The sequence below is a fragment of the Pseudoalteromonas sp. Z9A5 genome (assembly GCF_011378875.1).
Taxonomy (GTDB): Bacteria; Pseudomonadota; Gammaproteobacteria; order Enterobacterales; family Alteromonadaceae; genus Pseudoalteromonas.
On sequence record NZ_WTLC01000033.1, the window covers coordinates 38,306 to 56,946 of the forward strand.

The following is an 18,641-nucleotide window of genomic DNA, read 5'->3' on the forward strand; positions in this document are numbered from 1 at the left end:
GTTAGTTTAATTAAACATTGATACAAAAAACGCGCTACTTTCTTAAATAGAAATAGCGCGTTTTTTATTGTCTATAATTTGTTATTTTAATAATACCAATTACATTTAATTAGCCTAACTAATTAAATAGTTAATACCTAAGCCTACAAATAAAGTAACACTCACACTAAGTAGTGTGCCAAGCATAACGTACTCGGTAAGCTTTTTATCTTTACTCGCACTTAAATCTCCAAACCTAAATACCGATTTAGCTGCTAATAAAAACCCAACGCCAGCAAATTGATCAAGCAATATAAAGCTCAACATAAGTATGCGTTCCAACATGCCAATACTTTGCCCTGCAAGTGGGAGGCTTCCATCGCTTGAAAAGTTACTCGTTAAACGCTCTAGCATCATTCTTATAAATACAGCGCTTGGATTCAAAATTATTAAATAACCACACACAATCCACAATACATTAGGGGTAGTAAGCATGGTATATATGTTTGCGATAAAGCTATTGTTATCAGTTAACCAAATACTTAGGGCTATTAGCACAGCAATATGGGCTATTTGGTCGAATAAAAATGGCACAACGCCTTTATTGGAATATGATTTAGCAATATCAATAAAGTAATGACTTATTACAATAGCGACAGTTGCTATTAGTGCATTACTTGCTTGTTGCCATCCAAAAGTATATTCCCATAAAGTTATAATTATAGCGCTGGTTATACCGTGCACTAGTACATGTAAGTAAAGTTTAGTGGCTTTAAAGTGTCGTGTGTTTCTGTCGTTTACCCAACTCATAGGTTGCCAGAAAAAATCAGCCAATATATGACCAATAATAAGCGCGGCTAGTAAAAGAGAAAAAGCCATTATTCACCTCCTTTTGTTATATTTTTTATTGTATTTTTAGTGTGCTTTATAAAACGCTCTATTAATTGGTAATGGGCTAAATTGAGTAGTTTAGTGACATTTTCACGGCTCGTTTTAAGCTCTTTTGCTAAAGCTGCATGGCTATTATCTGTTGAGGTTAAATATACATATAAAGCATTAGCTTGTTTTGCAGTGACTTTAGTTAATAGTACATCTACAAAAGCAAGATTAAGCAATAAGCTCTCATCAACGTGTTGTTCTGCAATATTAATAACAAAGCGTTGATTCGTTATTTTATCAAGCCCTTGACCTGATAGTGTGAATGCAGAGCCTGTGGCTGTTTTAATATCACTGCGTGGGTTATCTATTTGCCCAAGCGCCATACTTTGGCGTAATTCGTAACCCGACGATTTTAAGTGTAGGTATATTAATATAGCGGTTTCAAATAACATTTCTGGATTATTTAACTGTAATTGAAAGGCATCGCCTCTGTATATATTCCACAGTGTTTGTTTTTTAGAAATGCTACGCAAGCTTTGCTCTAATTGATAAAGCATGGCATCGTACTGTTGCTTAGGAATAGTTTGCGATTTAATGATATCGCCGCTGATCACACCAATCATATGAGTCTCTATTTATACCAATTGCTTGATGGAACTGATATTAGTTACTTTTTTAAATGTAACCATAAACGGTTACATAGTTATAAGTAACCAATTTAGGTTACTTGAATAATAATTGCAAGGTTCACTCATTTTATAACGTTACTTTGATAAGTAATGCTATTGCTATTAATCCTCATTAGGAGATTGAATGACTTCACAAAACGAATTGCAAAGTACTAAACCACGCGTAGGTATTTTTGTTGATGTACAAAATATTTACTATACATGTAGAGAAAGCTACCGTAAAAACTTTGACTACAATGCCTTTTGGCGACAAATGCAGGAGCAATACACGATTGAGTGCGCTTTTGCTTACGCTATTTATCGAGGCGATGAAAAACAGAATCAGTTTCAAAATATTTTGCGAGCGATTGGCTTTGATGTGAAGTTAAAACCATTTATACAGCGCCGTGATGGAAGTGCAAAAGGTGATTGGGATGTGGGGATAACAATTGATATGCTAGAACAAGGTAAAAACCTTGATAAGGTTATTTTGCTTTCTGGCGATGGCGATTTTGCCTTATTGCTTGGGCATTTAAAAAATCAATACAATGTGCCATGCGATGTTTATGGTGCTGATAGATTAACAGCAGAGGCATTAAAACAAAGCGCTGAGCAATTTCATTTAATCGATGATACCTTTTTATTATAAGTGGCTATACGCTAACTAAAACTCTTTAAAAGCGAAAGCTGAGTACTTGCAACATGAGAGATTTTAATACAAGAAGGTAATTGATTAATTTAGGCTTTTTTATTGCTGTAATAAATTGGGTTTGGTAAATGATTATGGTAATTTTAAAGTATAACGAGTTACCAAGGACTTACATGCTTCATTACAGCAACATGCCACTAGACAGAGGCTCAAATTTTCGTAAAGACCCATCGTGGCTTAAAGCGCAAATGTCGGCGCAAAGCAAATGGGTTTTAGTTAATAATAATCAAACACTATTTATTAAAGATACGCCAAAAGTTAGCTATTTAACTTATCAACAAGTGGCGCATTTAGACTTAACGAATGCTATTTTTGTTGGTTTAAATAACGCCAAAAATGGTGTGTTTGCACTTGATGTAACTGAACTCGATGAAAGCATATTAACGCCTTTGATAGATGGCGGACAGTTTTTTGACATTCGCCAGTATGGTCCACAAGTAACAATTAAATACGGTTCAATTGCGGCACTAGCACGAGGTTTATGTTATTGGCATGCAACACATCGATTTTGTGGTCGTTGTGGTAGCAAAAATAGCTCAGTGGAAGCTGGGCACTCTCGAGTGTGTGACAACGAAAGCTGTAAACATCCTACATTTCCGCGCACTGATCCTGCGGTGATTATGGTTGTAACTAAAATGTTTGATGATGGAATAGAGCGTTGTTTATTAGGCCGCCAAGCTTCGTGGCGTATTGGTATGTATTCTTCTTTGGCTGGATTTGTCGATCCAGGCGAAACACTTGAGCAAGCTGTTACGCGTGAAGTAAAAGAAGAAGCTGGTATTGATGTAGCAAATGTACGTTATGTTGTTTCTCAGCCGTGGCCGTTTCCTTCTTCAATTATGCTTGGTTTTTTTGCTGAAGCAGTAACCGACACCATTGATGTTGATAATGACGAGCTTGATGATGCAAAGTGGTTTAGCCGTGAAGAACTTGCACAGTTTGGTAATTGGGATGAAGAGGGCGATCATTTAAAACTACCTAGAACTGATTCTATCTCTCGTTATTTAATTGAACATTGGCGTACAAACGCTTAAGGATTAACAATGTCGAGTAAAAGTAATAAAAATACTCAGTTGGTGTCATCAGGGCGAAAAAAAGCGTACACACATGGAGTAGTTAATCCCGTTGTACAGCGTGCATCGACTATTGTATTTGATACCGTAGCAGATTTAAAAGAAGCGGCTAAAACCCGTGGCGATAAAACTTTATTTTATGGGCGCCGTGGTACAACTACACACTTTGCGTTGCAAGAAGCAATTACAGAGCTTGAAGGCGGTGAAGGCTGTGCATTATATCCATGCGGCGCAGCTGCGATTAGCCAAGTGCTGTTATCATTTTTAAAAACAGGTGACCATATTTTAATGGTCGATAACGTGTACGAACCAACCCGTGATTTTTGCGATAAAATTTTAGTGGGATTAGGTATTTCTACAACGTATTATCCGCCAACAATTGGTGCGGGAATTAAAGATTATATTAAGCCAAACACTAAGGTATTGTTTTTAGAGTCACCAGGCTCTATTACTATGGAAGTTCAAGATGTGCCAGCTATGGTAAAAGTAGCAAATGAGCATAACGTAATGACAATACTTGATAACACCTACGGTAATGGTTTGCACTATAGACCACTTGAGCACGGCGTAGATATTAGTATTCAAGCTGCAACTAAATACATTGTTGGTCATTCAGATGTAATGATGGGGGTTGCTGTTGCGAATAAAAAATACTGGCTTACGCTTCGCGAAAACTCATATTTACTGGGCCAGTGTACAAGTGCAGACGATGCTTACTTAGCACTTAGAGGTTTGCGCACTATGGGTGTACGTTTAAACCAGCACGAAAAAGCAGCCATAACAGTTGCTAAATGGCTTGAGCAGCACGAGCTTGTGGATCATATTAGACACCCTGCTTTTGAAACATGCCCTGGGCATGAATTTTTTAAGCGAGATTTTGATGGTAGTAATGGTTTGTTTTCATTTGTAATGAAAACCGGTAACCAAAAAGCAATTGATGCATTTTTAGATAGCCTTGAGCATATTAAGATGGGGTTTTCGTGGGGCGGTTTTGAAAGTTTAGTAACTGCTAATTTAACCATGAAAGGTTTGCGTTCTGATACTGGGTGGGATTTAGGACCCGTTATTCGTTTGCATATTGGTCTTGAAGATGTTGAAGATTTAATTGATGATTTAAGCCAAGCGCTAGAGGTTTATAAGCAGCATTTATAATTTTTAATGCAATTTATGCTGTTACATTCAAATATATTGTTACAAAGCTCGCCATTGGTGAGCTTTTTTTTGCTGGTAATTCAAGGTGTTTACACTTAGTGTTGCTAGATAGTGCTTTATTTTAAAGCGAGTTTAACGTCATTAAGGATAGACAATGGCAACACCATTACCAATAAACGTAGGGCGATTAACGCAAATAGCGGGATTTGAGCTTGTACGTATGTTTTTAACTAAACGTGGGCTAATAGCTTTGGCTGCATTTGCGCTTGTTTGGATAATAATTTTACGTTACCCAATAGGGCAAGCTGTTAGCATAGTAAGCGCTCCCGATTTTGAACAAATCGCGCGAGATATTTCTGGCTCTATTGGGTTGAGTAAGCTACTTGATTGGCCTGAAGCTGAGTTTGCTATGTATTGGCTTATAGCCCTTTATAGCTTTCCTATTTTTAGTTTATTTATTTGCAGCGACCAAACTGTAGGTGACAGAGAGCGCGGCACACTTCGATTTTTATCACTGCGTTCAACCCGTTTTGAAATACTCTTTGGTCGTTTTTTAGGACAATTAGCAGTATTGGCTTGTTTAGTTGGTATTACGCTTGTAGCAACATTCGCTGTGCTCGCTTTTAGAGATCCTAGCTTACTTGCTGGTGGGCTTGTTCGTGCTGTGTCCATATTTTTAATATTGGTTGTTACTTTATGCCCATTTGTAGCACTAATGACGTTAATTAATACCTTTGCTCGCTCATCACGTTTATCTATTGTGTTAGCAATTTTATACTTTGCTGCAGGCGGTATTGTTGTTGGTATATTGCAATGGCAAATATCGGCGTTAAACATCCTCGATTATTTATTTCCAGGTGTGCAAATTGAGCAACTAGCAGGACAAAATTTGTCTTTGTTAAGCGCATTGGCTATTCCACTTGTACAAACTGTAGTGTTGCTAGGCGTTGCTCAACGTATTTTTGCAAGGAGTTCATTATGAGACCATTAATTACAGGCAGTGGTTTGAGTAAATCGTATGGTACTAAACTTGCGCTTAATGATGTGAACTTTGAAATTCAAAAAGGTGCGCCAGTGGCGCTTGTTGGACCAAACGGTGCAGGTAAAACAACATTATTTAGTTTGCTATGTGGTTATATAGCACCAAGTAAAGGAAGCCTTGAAATATTAGGGCATAAGCCAGGGAGCGCTGCTTTATTTAATAAGGTAAGTGCATTGCCACAAGATGCGCAACTTGATCCTCGTTTTAATATAGATAAGCAACTAGCCTTTTATGCAAAGCTACAAGGTATGGGTGCTAAGCAAAGCCAAACAGAAGCATTGCGTGTGCTTGATTTAGTCGGTCTTAAAGAGATTGCAAAGCAGCGCGCAGGAGATTTATCTCACGGTATGCGTAAACGCGTCACTATAGCGCAAGCGCTTATTGGCTCGCCGCAAATTGTAATGCTTGATGAAGCAACCGCAGGGCTCGATCCAATTCATGCCAGAGAAGTACGTGAACTAGTATCATCACTTAGCGAGCAAGCTACTTTTATTTTAAGCTCCCATGATTTAACAGAGCTTGAACGACTATGCTCACAGGTACTTCATTTAGATAAAGGTGTATTAAGCGAACATCAAACTAAAACAAATAATACGGATAAACACTTTTACACGCTAATGCTTAGCGAGACTTATCAAAATGTTGAGCAGCAGCTTCAAGCAATTGCAGGGGTGAGCCATGTATATATGAGTCAACATAAAGAATATGTTGTTGAGTATCAACCAACGAGCGACCCACTTGATATAGCACTACTGAACTTTTGTCATCAACAAAACTGGCAGTACAGGCAGTTAGTTAATGGTCATACGTTAGAAAATCAAATATTCAAACAGGAGAAAGTATAATGGGTTTATTAAGCGGGCTAATGGGTAACGCAAGCGAAGTTGATGATTCAGATTTAGAAAAAGTTCTCAGCAATACATTGATTGACGGTGAGCAAGTAGAAAAAGCATACAAAGTAGTACGCGATATGTTTATTTTTACTAATAAACGCTTAATTTTAATTGATAAGCAAGGTATGACCGGCTCTAAAATGGAGATGGTGAGCATTGCTTATTCTAAAATAACTAAATTTAGTAAAGAAAGTGCAGGTCATTTTGATTTAGATGCAGAGCTAAAAATATGGGTGGGTTCAGATCCTACTCCAATTAGTAAAGAGTTTAAGTCTGGTGACAATATTAACGACGTATATCGTATAATTAGTCAGCATGCACTTTAATATTTAGTACATATATTAAGTAGTTGTTGACTAGATGTTGCAACTACTTTAACTTTACGGTTTGTTACACTTTATTACAGTTATTCTAACAAATACAGGAAGTTAGTTAAGTTTTCATTCAGTTTCTTCACGTTAGCATGTGCCCCGACTTTAGCTACACAGCTATAGCATAAAAAGCAATGTTCATAGGGAAGTATCATAATGAAAAAATTAGCAATTATTATTTCAAGCATTTTGTTATCAGGCGCTGCAACCACTGCAATGGCAGCAGACAGCTATAATTCAATAAGTAATTTAGGTTACCAATTTACAGACAGTAATAATGATGACCAGTTTAGTATCGATTCTACTTATTATTTCTCTCCTAAAAAGACATTAGGTCCTTACGACCAGTTTGAGTACATCAATAAGCAAACTAATGTTTTTGGTTCGTACACAGATAACGACGCAAGCGATGTAACATCGGTTGGCGGCGAATATTTTTATAAAGATGTTGTTTTTGGTGCTTCTTACGAAAACAGTGACTTTGGTTCAAATGATGAATCTTACGCGTTTACAGCTGGTTACTTTTTCAACCCAGATTTACTTGCAAAAGCAAAATTTGTTGAAAATGATGACGGCGAAGACTACGCGTTATTCTCTTTAGCATATAATTACATGCTTAATGGCACTGACTATGTTGGTGTAACTGTTGAGTCTGATGATGATTTTGATTACCGCTCAGTAGCAGCTAAGTACTTTGTTGATTTACAAGAAGGTAACTTTTTAACTGTTGAAGGTACATTCGAAAGCATCTCTGAAGCTGACGATCAGTGGAACTTAGAAACAAATTACTACTTCAGCAAAGCAACATCTGTATTTGCTTCTTACAATAAAGAAGATGCTTATACTTTTGGTGCTCAACACTTCTTTAACCAAAACCTTGGTTTAAAAGTAGGTTACGGTAACAATGCTGATGACTCTGACAACGATGCTTACTTTGCTAACATGCGTTATCAGTTTTAATTAGAGAATATACATTCTCTAATTAATACAAAAATATAGTTTAAAGCCCGCTTATTTAAGCGGGCTTTTTGTTGTTTGATGCAAAATGAATAATGAAAATGGGCTATGAGCAAAGCTGCATCTTATCTTTGATAATGCATATTTATGTAATTTTGATGCCGAAGCTAAGTTTTTATTAGCTCGAAAAATAGTAAAGCTAGGTGATTAACAGTACCTAATTTAAAAATAAAATATTGAGGCGTTTTAGTCATCTTGCAATGATTGTATTTAAGTTAAGATGGGTCATAATTAAGGTACTATTTTCATTCAATGTATAAGGAATGTGCACATGTCAGTATTTATTATATTACTGGTTGTGGTTGTTGTTATTTTTGTAGTTAAGGACATACGCCTTAACTTAATTAGCCGACCTACTTTCAAAATGTTTAAGAAGGTGTTGCCACCATTATCGCAAACAGAACGCGAAGCAATGGAAGCGGGTGACGTTTGGTGGGATGGAGAGTTATTTAGCGGTAATCCTGATTGGAAAAAATTACATAGCTTTCCAAAACCAGAACTCAGTGATAAAGAAAATGCTTTTATGGCTGAGCAGGTAGAAACTTTATTGGCAATGCTTGATGATTATCAGATTGTACAAAAAGATAAAGACCTACCAAAAGAAGTGTGGGATTACTTAAAAACTGAAGGTTTTTTTGCGCTGATCATTCCTGAAAAGTTTGGCGGTCGTGAGTTTTCAGCAATAGCTAATTCAACGATAGTGTCGAAAATTTCGACTAAAAGCTTAACAGCAGCAGTAACTGTTATGGTCCCTAATAGCTTGGGACCAGGTGAACTACTCCTTCATTACGGTACTAAAGAGCAACAAGACCGTTGGCTACCAAGTTTAGCAAATGGTACAGATGTACCTTGCTTTGCGCTAACAGGACCAGAAGCTGGGTCTGATGCTGGCAGCATTCCTGATTCAGGCGTGGTGTGTATGGGGGAGCATAATGGTGAACAAGTGATGGGGCTGCGTTTAAACTGGTCAAAGCGTTACATTACACTTGCACCAGTGGCAACCGTACTCGGCCTAGCATTTAAAATGTATGACCCTGATGCTTTATTAGGTGATAAGAAAGAGTTAGGTATAACGTGTGCGCTAATTCCGACAGACCATCCGGGTGTTAAAACAGGTGAGCGTCATTATCCGCTTAATATGGCATTTATGAATGGTACAACTTACGGTAAAGATGTATTTATACCACTTGATTGGATTATTGGCGGTCAAGAATGTGCAGGGCGCGGTTGGAGAATGCTTGTTGAGTGTTTAAGTGCAGGGCGTGGTATATCACTGCCAGCATTAAGTGCAGCAACTGGGCATTTAGCTTCAAAAATGACATCTGCCTATGCAATGGTACGTCAACAATTTGGTGTCTCTATTGGGCAATTTGAAGGTGTTCAAGAAGCGCTTGCGCGTATTGGTGGTTTAACTTACGCACTTGAGTCGTGCAGACTCATGACCGCTGGCGCAATTGACTTAAAGCTAAGCCCATCGGTTGTAACGGCTATTGCTAAATACCATATGACTGAAATGGGTCGTACGGTAATGAACGATGCAATGGATATTCATTCAGGCAAAGGTATTCAAGTAGGACCTAACAACTATTTAGCGCATGGCTACATGGGTATTCCGGTATCAATTACGGTAGAAGGCGCTAATATTTTAACGCGTAATTTAATGATATTTGGTCAAGGTGCAACACGCTGCCATCCATTTGTTTTAAAAGAAATGGAAGCTGCTGCAATGGAAGATGACGATGCAGCACTTGAGCAGTTTGATGGTTTATTAATGAACCATATTATGTTTGCAACAAGTAATGCAGGCATGGCATTTGTACATGGGTTAACACGAAGCTACTTTGCTAAAGCACCTGTAGGCGGTGAAACGGCTGTCTATTATAAACAATTGAGCAGAATGAGCAGAGGTTTAGCTATTTGCACAGACGTGGCAATGTTAATGCTAGGCGGAGAGCTTAAACGTAAAGAAATGATATCGGCACGGTTAGGTGATGTACTGAGCCATTTGTATTTAGCATCAACCGTTTTAAAACGTTATGAAGATGAAGGGCGCCAACAAGCAGATTTACCATTTGTTAAATATGCAATTGAGAACTCCTTATTCGAAATCGGTCAAGCATTTGATGGTTTCTTTAAAAACTTTTCTAACCCGGCAGTTAATTTTACACTTAAACGCATTGTGTTCCCGCTTGGGAATCATTATCACAGACCAAGTGATGAAATAGCGCAAAATATTTGTGAACACATGACCCAACCAGGTGTATTTAGAAACCGCTTAACTCACTTATGCTATGTGGATGAAAATGCAGGCACAGGGATAATGGAAAATGCATTTTTAGCGATGCACGATATGCAAGCGCAGTTTAAAGATTTAAAACAATGGCAACGCAAGGGCAGTGTGCCAGCAACGCTTGATATTGAAGGCGCTATAAACTATGCACTTGAAAATAAGTTACTTGAGCAAGCAGACGCAGATGCAATGCACCATGCTAATAAGTTAAGAAAGCAGGCTATTGCGGTTGATAACTTTCAACCAGGTGAATTGTAATCAGCTTGATGGAATAACTAAAATAAAAAAGGCCTTACAAATGTAAGGCCTTTTACTTTAAATTTAGTTTACTTATCTGGCATAAGGGTCAGCAAGTATTTTATCTACATACCATCTGCCTTTTTTACGCAACATACTTACGCTACGCATTTCATCAATTTTTCCACCGTTCAAATAACCAGTAAAAATAAGATTTATTTTAGCGCTGTCGCCATATTGCTCACGCAAACTCATATTTGACATGTCAACTTCAATTACAACTTCATCGTATTGCATATTGACTAAGTTACGTGAAAATTGTTTTGCTGTACCGTAAGATTTCATTATACGAGTGAGGTTTGGCGTTGCTAAAGTAGAAGCTTTTTGAAGATCCTGCTGATTATATAATGCATCAAAGTAAGCGGCTGCTGTTTCGCCTGGAGTGTCGTTAAGTGATTTTACATTATCACCACAGGCTGCTAAAAAGAGACAAATAATTAGGCTTAATAAACTACTGATTTTTTTCATACTGATTATTATTAATTAATTTTTTAAAGTGTGTGATTAATCAGTGAGGATGTAAAGCTGGGATGAGTAATAAATATAAAATTAGACAATAAATAATAAAAAAGGATGCCTAAAGCATCCTTTTAAAGGTTACCAAAAATAATTATTGTACTAGTTCTTGATCGCTAAACTCTTCATCAAACATAGGGCTTGATAAGTAACGTTCAGTTGCACTAGGTAAAATAACAACAATATTTTTATCAGCATTTTCTGGTTTTTCAGCAATTCGCTTAGCTGCAACAACCGCTGCACCTGACGAAATACCCACTAAAATACCTTCTTTTTTCATTAACTGATGTGACATTGCAATTGCGTCTTCGTTAGAAACAAGTTCTGCGCCATCAATTAAATCCATATCTAGGTTGCCAGGAATAAAGCCTGCACCAATACCTTGGATTTTATGAGGACCTGGTTTAATTTCTTCACCAGCAAGCGTTTGACTAATAACTGGAGAGTTAGTTGGCTCAACAGCTATCGACTTAACGTTTAGACCTTTTTCTGTTTTAAGGTAACGACTAACACCTGTAATAGTACCACCAGTACCTACACCTGCTACAAAAAAGTCTACTTTGCCATCAAGCGCATCGTAAATTTCAGGACCCGTCGTTTCAAAGTGAATTTTAGGGTTTGCAGGGTTTTCGAATTGTTGTAATAAAATATATTTATCAGGTGCTGTTGCTTGAATCTCTTTTGCTTTTTCAATTGCACCATTCATACCTTTAGCACCGTCGGTAAGTACTAGATTTGCACCTAGCGCTTTTAATAGCTTGCGACGTTCTAAGCTCATGGTATTTGGCATTGTAAGTGTTAATTTATAACCACGTGCTGCAGCAACAAAGGCTAAAGCAATACCAGTATTACCTGAAGTTGGCTCGATAAGTTCTTTACCTTCAACAAGCTGACCTGATTTTTCAGCTTCCCAGATCATTGATGCACCAATACGGCATTTGATGCTAAAGCTAGGATTACGAGATTCAACTTTAGCGTATACATTCCCACCTGTAACACGGTTAAGTTTTACCAGCGGTGTATTACCGATGCTTAGTGAGTTATCTTCAAAAATAGTAGACATAATGTTCCTTTGGATACAATCGGATCAACGTGTTAATAGCTTTTGCTACTAACTATATAGTCACACTTTACTGAGAGTTTAAAAAAACTAAAGTAAAGTTTGGCTATAACATATATCTATTGAGCTTATAACTAAGTGAAATAAAAATCCACAATAGCCGGGGCTTTAGTTATTGAAGGAGTGCGATTAATTAAAAGTTAATTCGATCAAACTTTGTTTGAGTAAAGTCCTGTATTTATTTAATACATTTTATATACAAAAACGTTAAGGATTGTTGGTTATTTGTCCGAATGAACCACTGTTGAACAGTTTTATGACACAAGCTAAGTAAAACATGATAAAAACACGTATCTAAATTCAATTAAGCAATCACAATGAAGTTAATCTTAAAATTAATTGCCGGTATTGTGGCCGGTATTTTGGTCGGTCTCTACGTACCTTTAATTGGTGTTGAACTTTTATTTACCGTAAAAGAGTTTATCGGTCAAATTATCTCCTTTACCATCCCCCTTATTATTTTATTTTTTATTGCGTCGGGTATTGCCGGTTTACCAAAGGGATCTGGGCACTTATTAGGAAAAACAGTTGGTTTTGCTTATAGCTCTACGATTATTGCCGGAACACTCGCTTTTTTATTAGTAAGCGCTGTTATACCGTTTTTAAGTGGCGGCATTACATTTGAAGCTGAAGTGGCTACTGAAATTGGTAGCTTTATTGATTTAGAAATTCCCCCATTAATGGGTGTAATGACGGCATTGGTAACTGCTTTTGTGTTTGGTATTGGCATGAGCCAACTAGAACTTGATACGCTTAAAAAAGTATCTGATCAAGGTCGTGATGTAGTTGATGGTTTACTTTCGAAAGTAATTATTCCAGCTTTACCATTTTATATTGCTGGCGTATTTGCCGAAATGACGGTGGCAGGCACTGTGGTAGATACATTGCAAACATTTGGTGTTGTATTAATAGCGGCACTTGTTATGCATTGGCTATGGCTAAGCGTTTTATATATAGCTACTGGGGTGTTACTTAAGCGCAACCCAATAGAATTAGTTAAAAATATGCTACCAGCTTACTTTACTGCTTTGGGTACTATGTCGAGTGCGGCGACTATTCCAGTGTCATTACAATCAAGTAAAGCAAATAACGTTAAAGAAGATGTTGCTAACTTTACAGTGCCTCTTTGCGCGACTATTCATCTGTCAGGCTCTACGATTACAATCGTAACGTGTGCAATGGCTGTTATGTTTTTGTCACCAAGTATGGAAGTACCTTCATTAATGGGGATGCTACCGTTTATTATGATGTTAGGCGTAGTGATGATTGCTGCACCAGGTGCACCAGGTGGTGCGGTTATGTCAGCTCTTGGGTTATTAACGAGTATGCTTGGTTTTAATGAAGGGGCGGTTGCACTGATGATTGCACTTTATTTAGCACAAGATAGTTTTGGTACTGCGTGTAATGTAACAGGTGATGGTATCATTGCATTATGGGTTGACCGATTTAGTGAAAAATCGTCAGCTTAAAAGGTTATATTAAGCTGTCAGAGCGAAACAATAATATTAGTTATTGTTTCGCTCTATGTATGTTACTGTGGCAAATTAATTTTATTAAATTGCATGTTGTTAGGTAAGTGAGGATGTTCCATTGATTAATGTACTTTTAGTTGATGACCATGAACTTGTACGAACAGGTATCAAGCGTATTCTTGATGACGTACGAGGGTTTAAAGTAATTGGCGAAGCTAAAACTGGTGAAGAGGCGGTACAGTTTTGTCGTCAGCACGCGCCAAACATAGTATTAATGGATATGAATATGCCAGGTATGGGCGGATTAGAGGCGACTAAAAAAATCTGTCGCTATTGCCCTGATGTGAAAATCATTGTGCTTACTGTTAATTGCGAAGACCCGTTTCCGAGCAAAGTAATGCAGATTGGCGCGCATGGCTTTTTAACCAAAGGTGCGGGTTCTGACGAAATGGTACGTGCTATTCGCTGCGTTCATGCCGGTCAACGTTATATAGCGCCAGAAATTGCACAACAAATTGCATTAGCACAAGTAACGGGTCGCACAGACGAAAACCCATTTCAGAGTTTATCTGAGCGAGAGCTACAAATTATGCTTATGATCACTAAAGGTGAAAAAGCACAAGATATAGCTGAGCGTTTGAATCTAAGTTCTAAAACAGTAAATAGCTATCGCTACCGTATGTTTGAAAAGTTAAATGTAGGTGGTGATGTTGAGCTTACTCATTTAGCTATTCGCCATAAAATGATTGATATAGACGTTTCGTACTAACTATAATTTATGTCTGAATTTGATCACGTACATTTCCTTAAAACACTATCAAGCGAGCCGGGTGTTTACCGTATGCTTGATAGTAAAGACCAAGTTATTTATGTTGGTAAAGCCAAGCACCTAAAAAAACGGGTGAGTAGTTACTTTAGAAGTAACATTACCGACAGTAAAACGCGTGTTTTAGTGAGTAATATTTGTGATATTGAAGTCACGCTTACGAATACTGAAACCGAAGCGCTGTTGCTTGAAAATAATCTTATAAAAAAATATCAACCTCGTTACAACATATTATTACGCGATGACAAGTCGTACCCTTATATTTTACTCACTAGCCATAAACACCCACGTTTAGCGTTTCATCGTGGCAGTCGTAAAGTGAAAGGTGAGTACTTTGGACCATTTCCAAGCGCTGGAGCTGTCTCAGAAAGCTTGCGTTTAATGCAAAAAATATTCCCTGTCCGCCAATGTGAAGATGCATATTATCGCGCAAGAAGTCGTCCATGTTTACAATATCAGCTTAAACGCTGCTCAGCCCCATGTGTAAATAAAGTAACGGATGATGACTATAGTGAGCAAGTTGATTACGTTCGCAAATTTTTAACTGGAAAATCGCACGAAGTAATTGCCGACTTAATAAAAAAAATGGAAGGGGCGAGCAAGCAGTTAAACTTTGAATTAGCTGCAAAAGTACGCGACCAAATAATGCTACTTCGTAAAATGCAGGAGCAACAATCTATTTCAGGTAATTTTGCTGAAATGGATGTAGTGGGTTTTGCTCATTTGAATGGTTTAAACGGCATTCATTTATTAATGATCCGAGATCATAAAGTATTAGGTAGTAAAACATACTTTCCAAAAGTGCCTAAAGATTCTGGCGAACAAGAAATACTTACTTCATTTTTAGGTCAGTATTACTTAGCTCCCGGAGCGACAGGGCGTATTGCAAAAGAAATCATACTGCCATTCGAAATAGAAGAGAGCCAAGTATTGGGTGAAGCACTTACGCAAATAAGCGAACGTAAAGTAATACTTAAAGTTGTTACTCGAGGTGAGCGTGCTCAATACTTACAACTCGCAAATAAAAATGCATTAAATAGCATAGCAGTTAAACAAAGTACCCAAGACTCTATTAATAAACGTTATGCACAATTAAAAGCAACATTACGTCTTGATGATATAACCCGAATGGAATGTTTTGACATAAGTCACACCATGGGGGAGAACACAGTTGCAAGTTGTGTTGTATTTGATTCGCAAGGACCAAATACAAAAGAATACAGGCGATATAACGTAACGGGAATTACAGGTGGTGATGACTATGCTGCAATGGAGTTTGCACTTAACAAACGCTATAACAAATTAGTAGATGAAGATAAGATTCCTGATGTTATCTTTATTGATGGTGGTAAAGGGCAATTAGGGCGTGCTGAACAATATTTTTCTAATTGGCCGCATGCAAAAATGCCTTTATTAGTAGGTGTTGCAAAAGGGACCAGCCGTAAACCAGGTCTTGAAACACTATTAATTGACGGTGGTCGAAAAACTATCCCAATGGATTCTGATGCACCTGCACTACATTTAATACAGCATATACGCGATGAATCTCATCGATTTGCTATTGCTGGGCATCGAAATAAGCGCCAAAAACAACGAACACAATCATTGTTAGAAGAAATAAATGGAGTAGGTTCTACACGCCGCCAAACATTATTAAAATATTTAGGGGGCATGCAGGGAGTAAAAGCTGCTAATATAGAACAGTTAAAGAAAGTTCCTGGGATCAGCCCTGACATGGCTGAGAAGATATTTAACCATTTGCATGACAAGGGCTAGCCCTACATGCGAATATAGCAAAAAAGACATATCCAAGTAGTTATGTGGAATATTCCAAACACACTCACAACATTTAGACTTTTTCTTATCCCCGTATTTTTGGTGATATTTTACTTGCCTTATAGCTGGTCGCTTTTCGCTGCTGCTTTTATTTTTTGGCTTGCGTCAATTACCGATATACTTGATGGTTATTTAGCTCGAAAACTTGAGCAATCAACTCCATTTGGTGCCTTTTTAGATCCCGTTGCTGATAAAGTAATGGTGTGCGCTGCGTTAGTTGCACTATCGGATCATTATCAATCTATGTATATGACTATTCCTGCACTTATTATTATAAGTCGTGAGATAATTATATCAGCACTTCGTGAATGGATGGCTGAACAAGGTAAGCGCGGTAATGTGGCTGTATCCAATATGGGTAAAATAAAAACAGCTGCACAAATGCTAGCCATTATAGGTCTGATTTGGCAATACGATACTTGGATGAACTATCTAAGTTTTGGCTTATTGTATATAGCGACGTTTTTAACCTTGAGTTCTATGGTGCAATATTTGCGTGCAGCATGGGGTGAATTGACTAAAAATTAACTGTAAACGTATAATAACGCACCATTTTAGATAAAAAACAAGCAAACAGTTCAAAACTAGCATTTTTTGTATTGACGCGTTTAATAATCTCTGTAGAATGCGTCCGTGTTGAGAGGGCATAGCCCCCGAGATAAACAAAACGGTAATTAATCAGTTACCTGAATGTTCACATAAATCATCATGTGTTAATTCAACTAACTGATAAATAAAATGCGGTACTAGCTCAGTTGGTAGAGCGCGACCTTGCCAAGGTCGAGGTCACGAGTTCGAGCCTCGTGTACCGCTCCAAGTTTATCTTAAGGTTAATACCCCGTACTGGGGCGGAATGGCAGAGTGGCCATGCACCGGATTGCAAATCCGTTTACCTCGGTTCGACTCCGGGTTCCGCCTCCATTTCAACAGTCCACACGCTTTAATTAGCAAACTCGATGCCCGAGTGGTGGAATTGGTAGACACAAGGGATTTAAAATCCCTCGACTAACAAGTCGTGCCGGTTCAAGTCCGGCCTCGGGCACCATTTTGTGGTTTAATTGCATTGCCAAGTGTAATTTATAAAATAGTTAATTTAGAATTAATATGATGCGGTACTAGCTCAGTTGGTAGAGCGCGACCTTGCCAAGGTCGAGGTCACGAGTTCGAGCCTCGTGTACCGCTCCATATTAGTTTTATCCACTTGCTTTTAATAGCAAACTCGATGCCCGAGTGGTGGAATTGGTAGACACAAGGGATTTAAAATCCCTCGACTAACAAGTCGTGCCGGTTCAAGTCCGGCCTCGGGCACCACTTTAAATTATTTTACCAAGATAGTTTAAAGTCGATAAAACAATATTTTGCGGTACTAGCTCAGTTGGTAGAGCGCGACCTTGCCAAGGTCGAGGTCACGAGTTCGAGCCTCGTGTACCGCTCCAAATTATTTGGATACATTTAGGCGGAATGGCAGAGTGGCCATGCACCGGATTGCAAATCCGTTTACCTCGGTTCGACTCCGGGTTCCGCCTCCATATAATTTACTCCACACGCTTTAATTAGCAAACTCGATGCCCGAGTGGTGGAATTGGTAGACACAAGGGATTTAAAATCCCTCGACTAACAAGTCGTGCCGGTTCAAGTCCGGCCTCGGGCACCATCTTTATATTAAGCACTCTGCTTATAAAAAAACCTTCTAATAATTCTTTAATATCTATAAAAATTCACTAAAAACTTGATTTACCGTCTTTATATTAACCACAATTTATATCATTCTTGATATGCACTATCTTATGTATGATCTACCTAATAATAGCGCTACATGATATTTTAATAATGGTTTTTATTTCTATTGTTTTAAAAGATACGTTTAGGTAGCCCTATGTAAGATCTCTAAACCCAGTCCCAAACCCAGCCCTACAACAGCAAAAATAAACCAGCCATGTAAATCCTTAGTGCCACATTGTACCTAATACTAATGAGTTCACTTTGATTGAATTGGACTAAGTGTCATAGGTTTTAACAAATCCAAAACAGTAAACCAATCCACACTTCTAGATCAAACGATCTTGAAAGCAAATAGCACAAACTTGTACGCTACTAGCATAAGTAATTGTCGAATTGATTAGTAATGCATGCTTAGTGGAAGCTAAAGTTGCCGACAGCAGTAGGTTTAGAGCTAAGGTGAGAACTTCAAATAGAGTAACCAAGAAAGCGCTAATGCATAATTGTAGGCATTAAACACTTATTTTTGCAGGTTGTCTTACGTATCCTAATAATCAAACAATGTCTGTACAGTACATACCATTCATATCATCTGCCACCGCTTTTCATTTATAAAGAGTTGGGCGACTTAGTGCAGCACTTTTTATTTTTAGGACTAAAAAAGCGAGCCGTAGCTTAATGCCAGTTAGTTAACAGCTGACTGGCGTTTTTTATTGGGGTATTTACTGGGTTTTGGTTTCACACACCTCGGATACGCCCGCTCCCGTTTTATCGGCAATATG

Annotated in this window: 16 protein-coding genes and 8 tRNA genes; 20 read left to right on the plus strand and 4 right to left on the minus strand. The window is 37.9% G+C overall.

Annotated features, from left to right (window positions below; all coding sequences use genetic code 11):
- Positions 1–114: 114 nt before the first annotated feature.
- Together GQR56_RS15690 and GQR56_RS15695 are read right to left on the minus strand one after the other, a co-directional pair.
- The gene (locus tag GQR56_RS15690; protein WP_166113167.1) at positions 115–858 is read right to left on the minus strand and encodes a DUF3307 domain-containing protein; all 744 of its coding nucleotides are present in this window, start codon (positions 856–858) and stop codon (positions 115–117) included.
- Positions 858–1,481 carry a hypothetical protein gene (locus GQR56_RS15695; protein ID WP_166113170.1) on the minus strand — a complete coding sequence of 208 codons (624 nt, stop codon included), beginning with the start codon at positions 1,479–1,481 and terminating at the stop codon, positions 858–860. Before GQR56_RS15695 ends, GQR56_RS15690 begins: the two co-directional genes overlap by 1 nt.
- 190 nt (positions 1,482–1,671) lie before the next feature.
- Between GQR56_RS15695 and GQR56_RS15700 the strand changes: the two genes are divergently transcribed.
- The 8 genes from GQR56_RS15700 to GQR56_RS15735 all read left to right on the plus strand — a co-directional run bounded on the left by GQR56_RS15700 (position 1,672) and on the right by GQR56_RS15735 (position 10,331).
- Positions 1,672–2,175 (plus strand): NYN domain-containing protein, encoded by a 504-nt coding sequence (locus GQR56_RS15700; RefSeq protein ID WP_024609889.1) that lies wholly within the window; start codon positions 1,672–1,674, stop codon positions 2,173–2,175.
- Positions 2,176–2,348: 173 nt separating this feature from the next.
- Entirely contained in the window at positions 2,349–3,269 is a 921-nt protein-coding gene (nudC, locus tag GQR56_RS15705) for an NAD(+) diphosphatase (protein WP_166113173.1), read from the plus strand.
- A gap of 9 nt (positions 3,270–3,278) precedes the next feature.
- Positions 3,279–4,460, plus strand: a complete 1,182-nt coding sequence (locus GQR56_RS15710) for a cystathionine beta-lyase (RefSeq protein ID WP_166113176.1) — start codon at positions 3,279–3,281, stop codon at positions 4,458–4,460.
- 154 nt (positions 4,461–4,614) lie between these two features.
- Complete coding sequence (locus GQR56_RS15715) at positions 4,615–5,442, plus strand: ABC transporter permease subunit (protein WP_024611311.1); 828 nt, start codon at positions 4,615–4,617, stop codon at positions 5,440–5,442.
- Positions 5,439–6,347, plus strand: coding sequence for an ABC transporter ATP-binding protein (locus tag GQR56_RS15720; RefSeq protein WP_166113179.1), 909 nt, complete (start codon positions 5,439–5,441; stop codon positions 6,345–6,347). Before GQR56_RS15715 ends, GQR56_RS15720 begins: the two co-directional genes overlap by 4 nt.
- Positions 6,347–6,721 carry a PH domain-containing protein gene (locus GQR56_RS15725; RefSeq protein WP_166113182.1) on the plus strand — a complete coding sequence of 125 codons (375 nt, stop codon included), beginning with the start codon at positions 6,347–6,349 and terminating at the stop codon, positions 6,719–6,721. The genes GQR56_RS15720 and GQR56_RS15725 overlap by 1 nt, the downstream gene beginning before the upstream one ends.
- Positions 6,722–6,922: 201 nt before the next feature.
- Complete coding sequence (locus GQR56_RS15730) at positions 6,923–7,726, plus strand: putative porin (RefSeq protein WP_024611314.1); 804 nt, start codon at positions 6,923–6,925, stop codon at positions 7,724–7,726.
- 328 nt (positions 7,727–8,054) lie between these two features.
- A complete protein-coding gene (locus tag GQR56_RS15735) occupies positions 8,055–10,331 on the plus strand; it encodes an acyl-CoA dehydrogenase (RefSeq protein WP_166113185.1) in 2,277 nt (758 codons plus the stop codon).
- A gap of 72 nt (positions 10,332–10,403) precedes the next feature.
- On the opposite strand, the gene GQR56_RS15740 is transcribed toward GQR56_RS15735, so the two are convergent.
- Together GQR56_RS15740 and cysK are read right to left on the minus strand one after the other, a co-directional pair.
- Positions 10,404–10,838, minus strand: coding sequence for a hypothetical protein (locus GQR56_RS15740; RefSeq protein ID WP_024611316.1), 435 nt, complete (start codon positions 10,836–10,838; stop codon positions 10,404–10,406).
- Positions 10,839–10,980: 142 nt separating this feature from the next.
- Positions 10,981–11,949, minus strand: coding sequence for a cysteine synthase A (gene cysK, locus GQR56_RS15745; RefSeq protein WP_024611317.1), 969 nt, complete (start codon positions 11,947–11,949; stop codon positions 10,981–10,983).
- A 374-nt stretch (positions 11,950–12,323) separates the two neighbouring features.
- Between cysK and GQR56_RS15750 the strand changes: the two genes are divergently transcribed.
- The 12 genes from GQR56_RS15750 (at position 12,324) to GQR56_RS15805 (ending at position 17,794) form a co-directional block, all read left to right on the plus strand.
- Positions 12,324–13,475, plus strand: a complete 1,152-nt coding sequence (locus GQR56_RS15750) for a dicarboxylate/amino acid:cation symporter (protein WP_024611318.1) — start codon at positions 12,324–12,326, stop codon at positions 13,473–13,475.
- A gap of 121 nt (positions 13,476–13,596) precedes the next feature.
- Positions 13,597–14,247, plus strand: a complete 651-nt coding sequence (uvrY, locus tag GQR56_RS15755; RefSeq protein WP_007377972.1) for a UvrY/SirA/GacA family response regulator transcription factor — start codon at positions 13,597–13,599, stop codon at positions 14,245–14,247.
- Positions 14,248–14,256: 9 nt separating this feature from the next.
- On the plus strand, positions 14,257–16,080 hold the full coding sequence (gene uvrC / locus GQR56_RS15760) for an excinuclease ABC subunit UvrC (RefSeq protein ID WP_166113188.1): 1,824 nt from the start codon (positions 14,257–14,259) through the stop codon (positions 16,078–16,080).
- 42 nt (positions 16,081–16,122) lie between these two features.
- Positions 16,123–16,668 (plus strand): CDP-diacylglycerol--glycerol-3-phosphate 3-phosphatidyltransferase, encoded by a 546-nt coding sequence (gene pgsA / locus GQR56_RS15765; RefSeq protein WP_033024409.1) that lies wholly within the window; start codon positions 16,123–16,125, stop codon positions 16,666–16,668.
- Between the two features lie 212 nt (positions 16,669–16,880).
- A tRNA-Gly gene (locus tag GQR56_RS15770) sits at positions 16,881–16,956 on the plus strand.
- A 31-nt stretch (positions 16,957–16,987) separates the two neighbouring features.
- Positions 16,988–17,061: transfer RNA gene (locus GQR56_RS15775), tRNA-Cys, on the plus strand.
- A 37-nt stretch (positions 17,062–17,098) separates the two neighbouring features.
- Positions 17,099–17,185, plus strand: a tRNA-Leu gene (locus tag GQR56_RS15780).
- A gap of 64 nt (positions 17,186–17,249) precedes the next feature.
- A tRNA-Gly gene (locus tag GQR56_RS15785) sits at positions 17,250–17,325 on the plus strand.
- A 39-nt stretch (positions 17,326–17,364) separates the two neighbouring features.
- Positions 17,365–17,451 (plus strand) — tRNA-Leu (locus GQR56_RS15790).
- Positions 17,452–17,500: 49 nt separating this feature from the next.
- A tRNA-Gly gene (locus tag GQR56_RS15795) sits at positions 17,501–17,576 on the plus strand.
- Between the two features lie 19 nt (positions 17,577–17,595).
- Positions 17,596–17,669: transfer RNA gene (locus tag GQR56_RS15800), tRNA-Cys, on the plus strand.
- A gap of 38 nt (positions 17,670–17,707) precedes the next feature.
- Positions 17,708–17,794 (plus strand) — tRNA-Leu (locus tag GQR56_RS15805).
- The last annotated feature ends 847 nt before the right edge of the window (positions 17,795–18,641 follow it).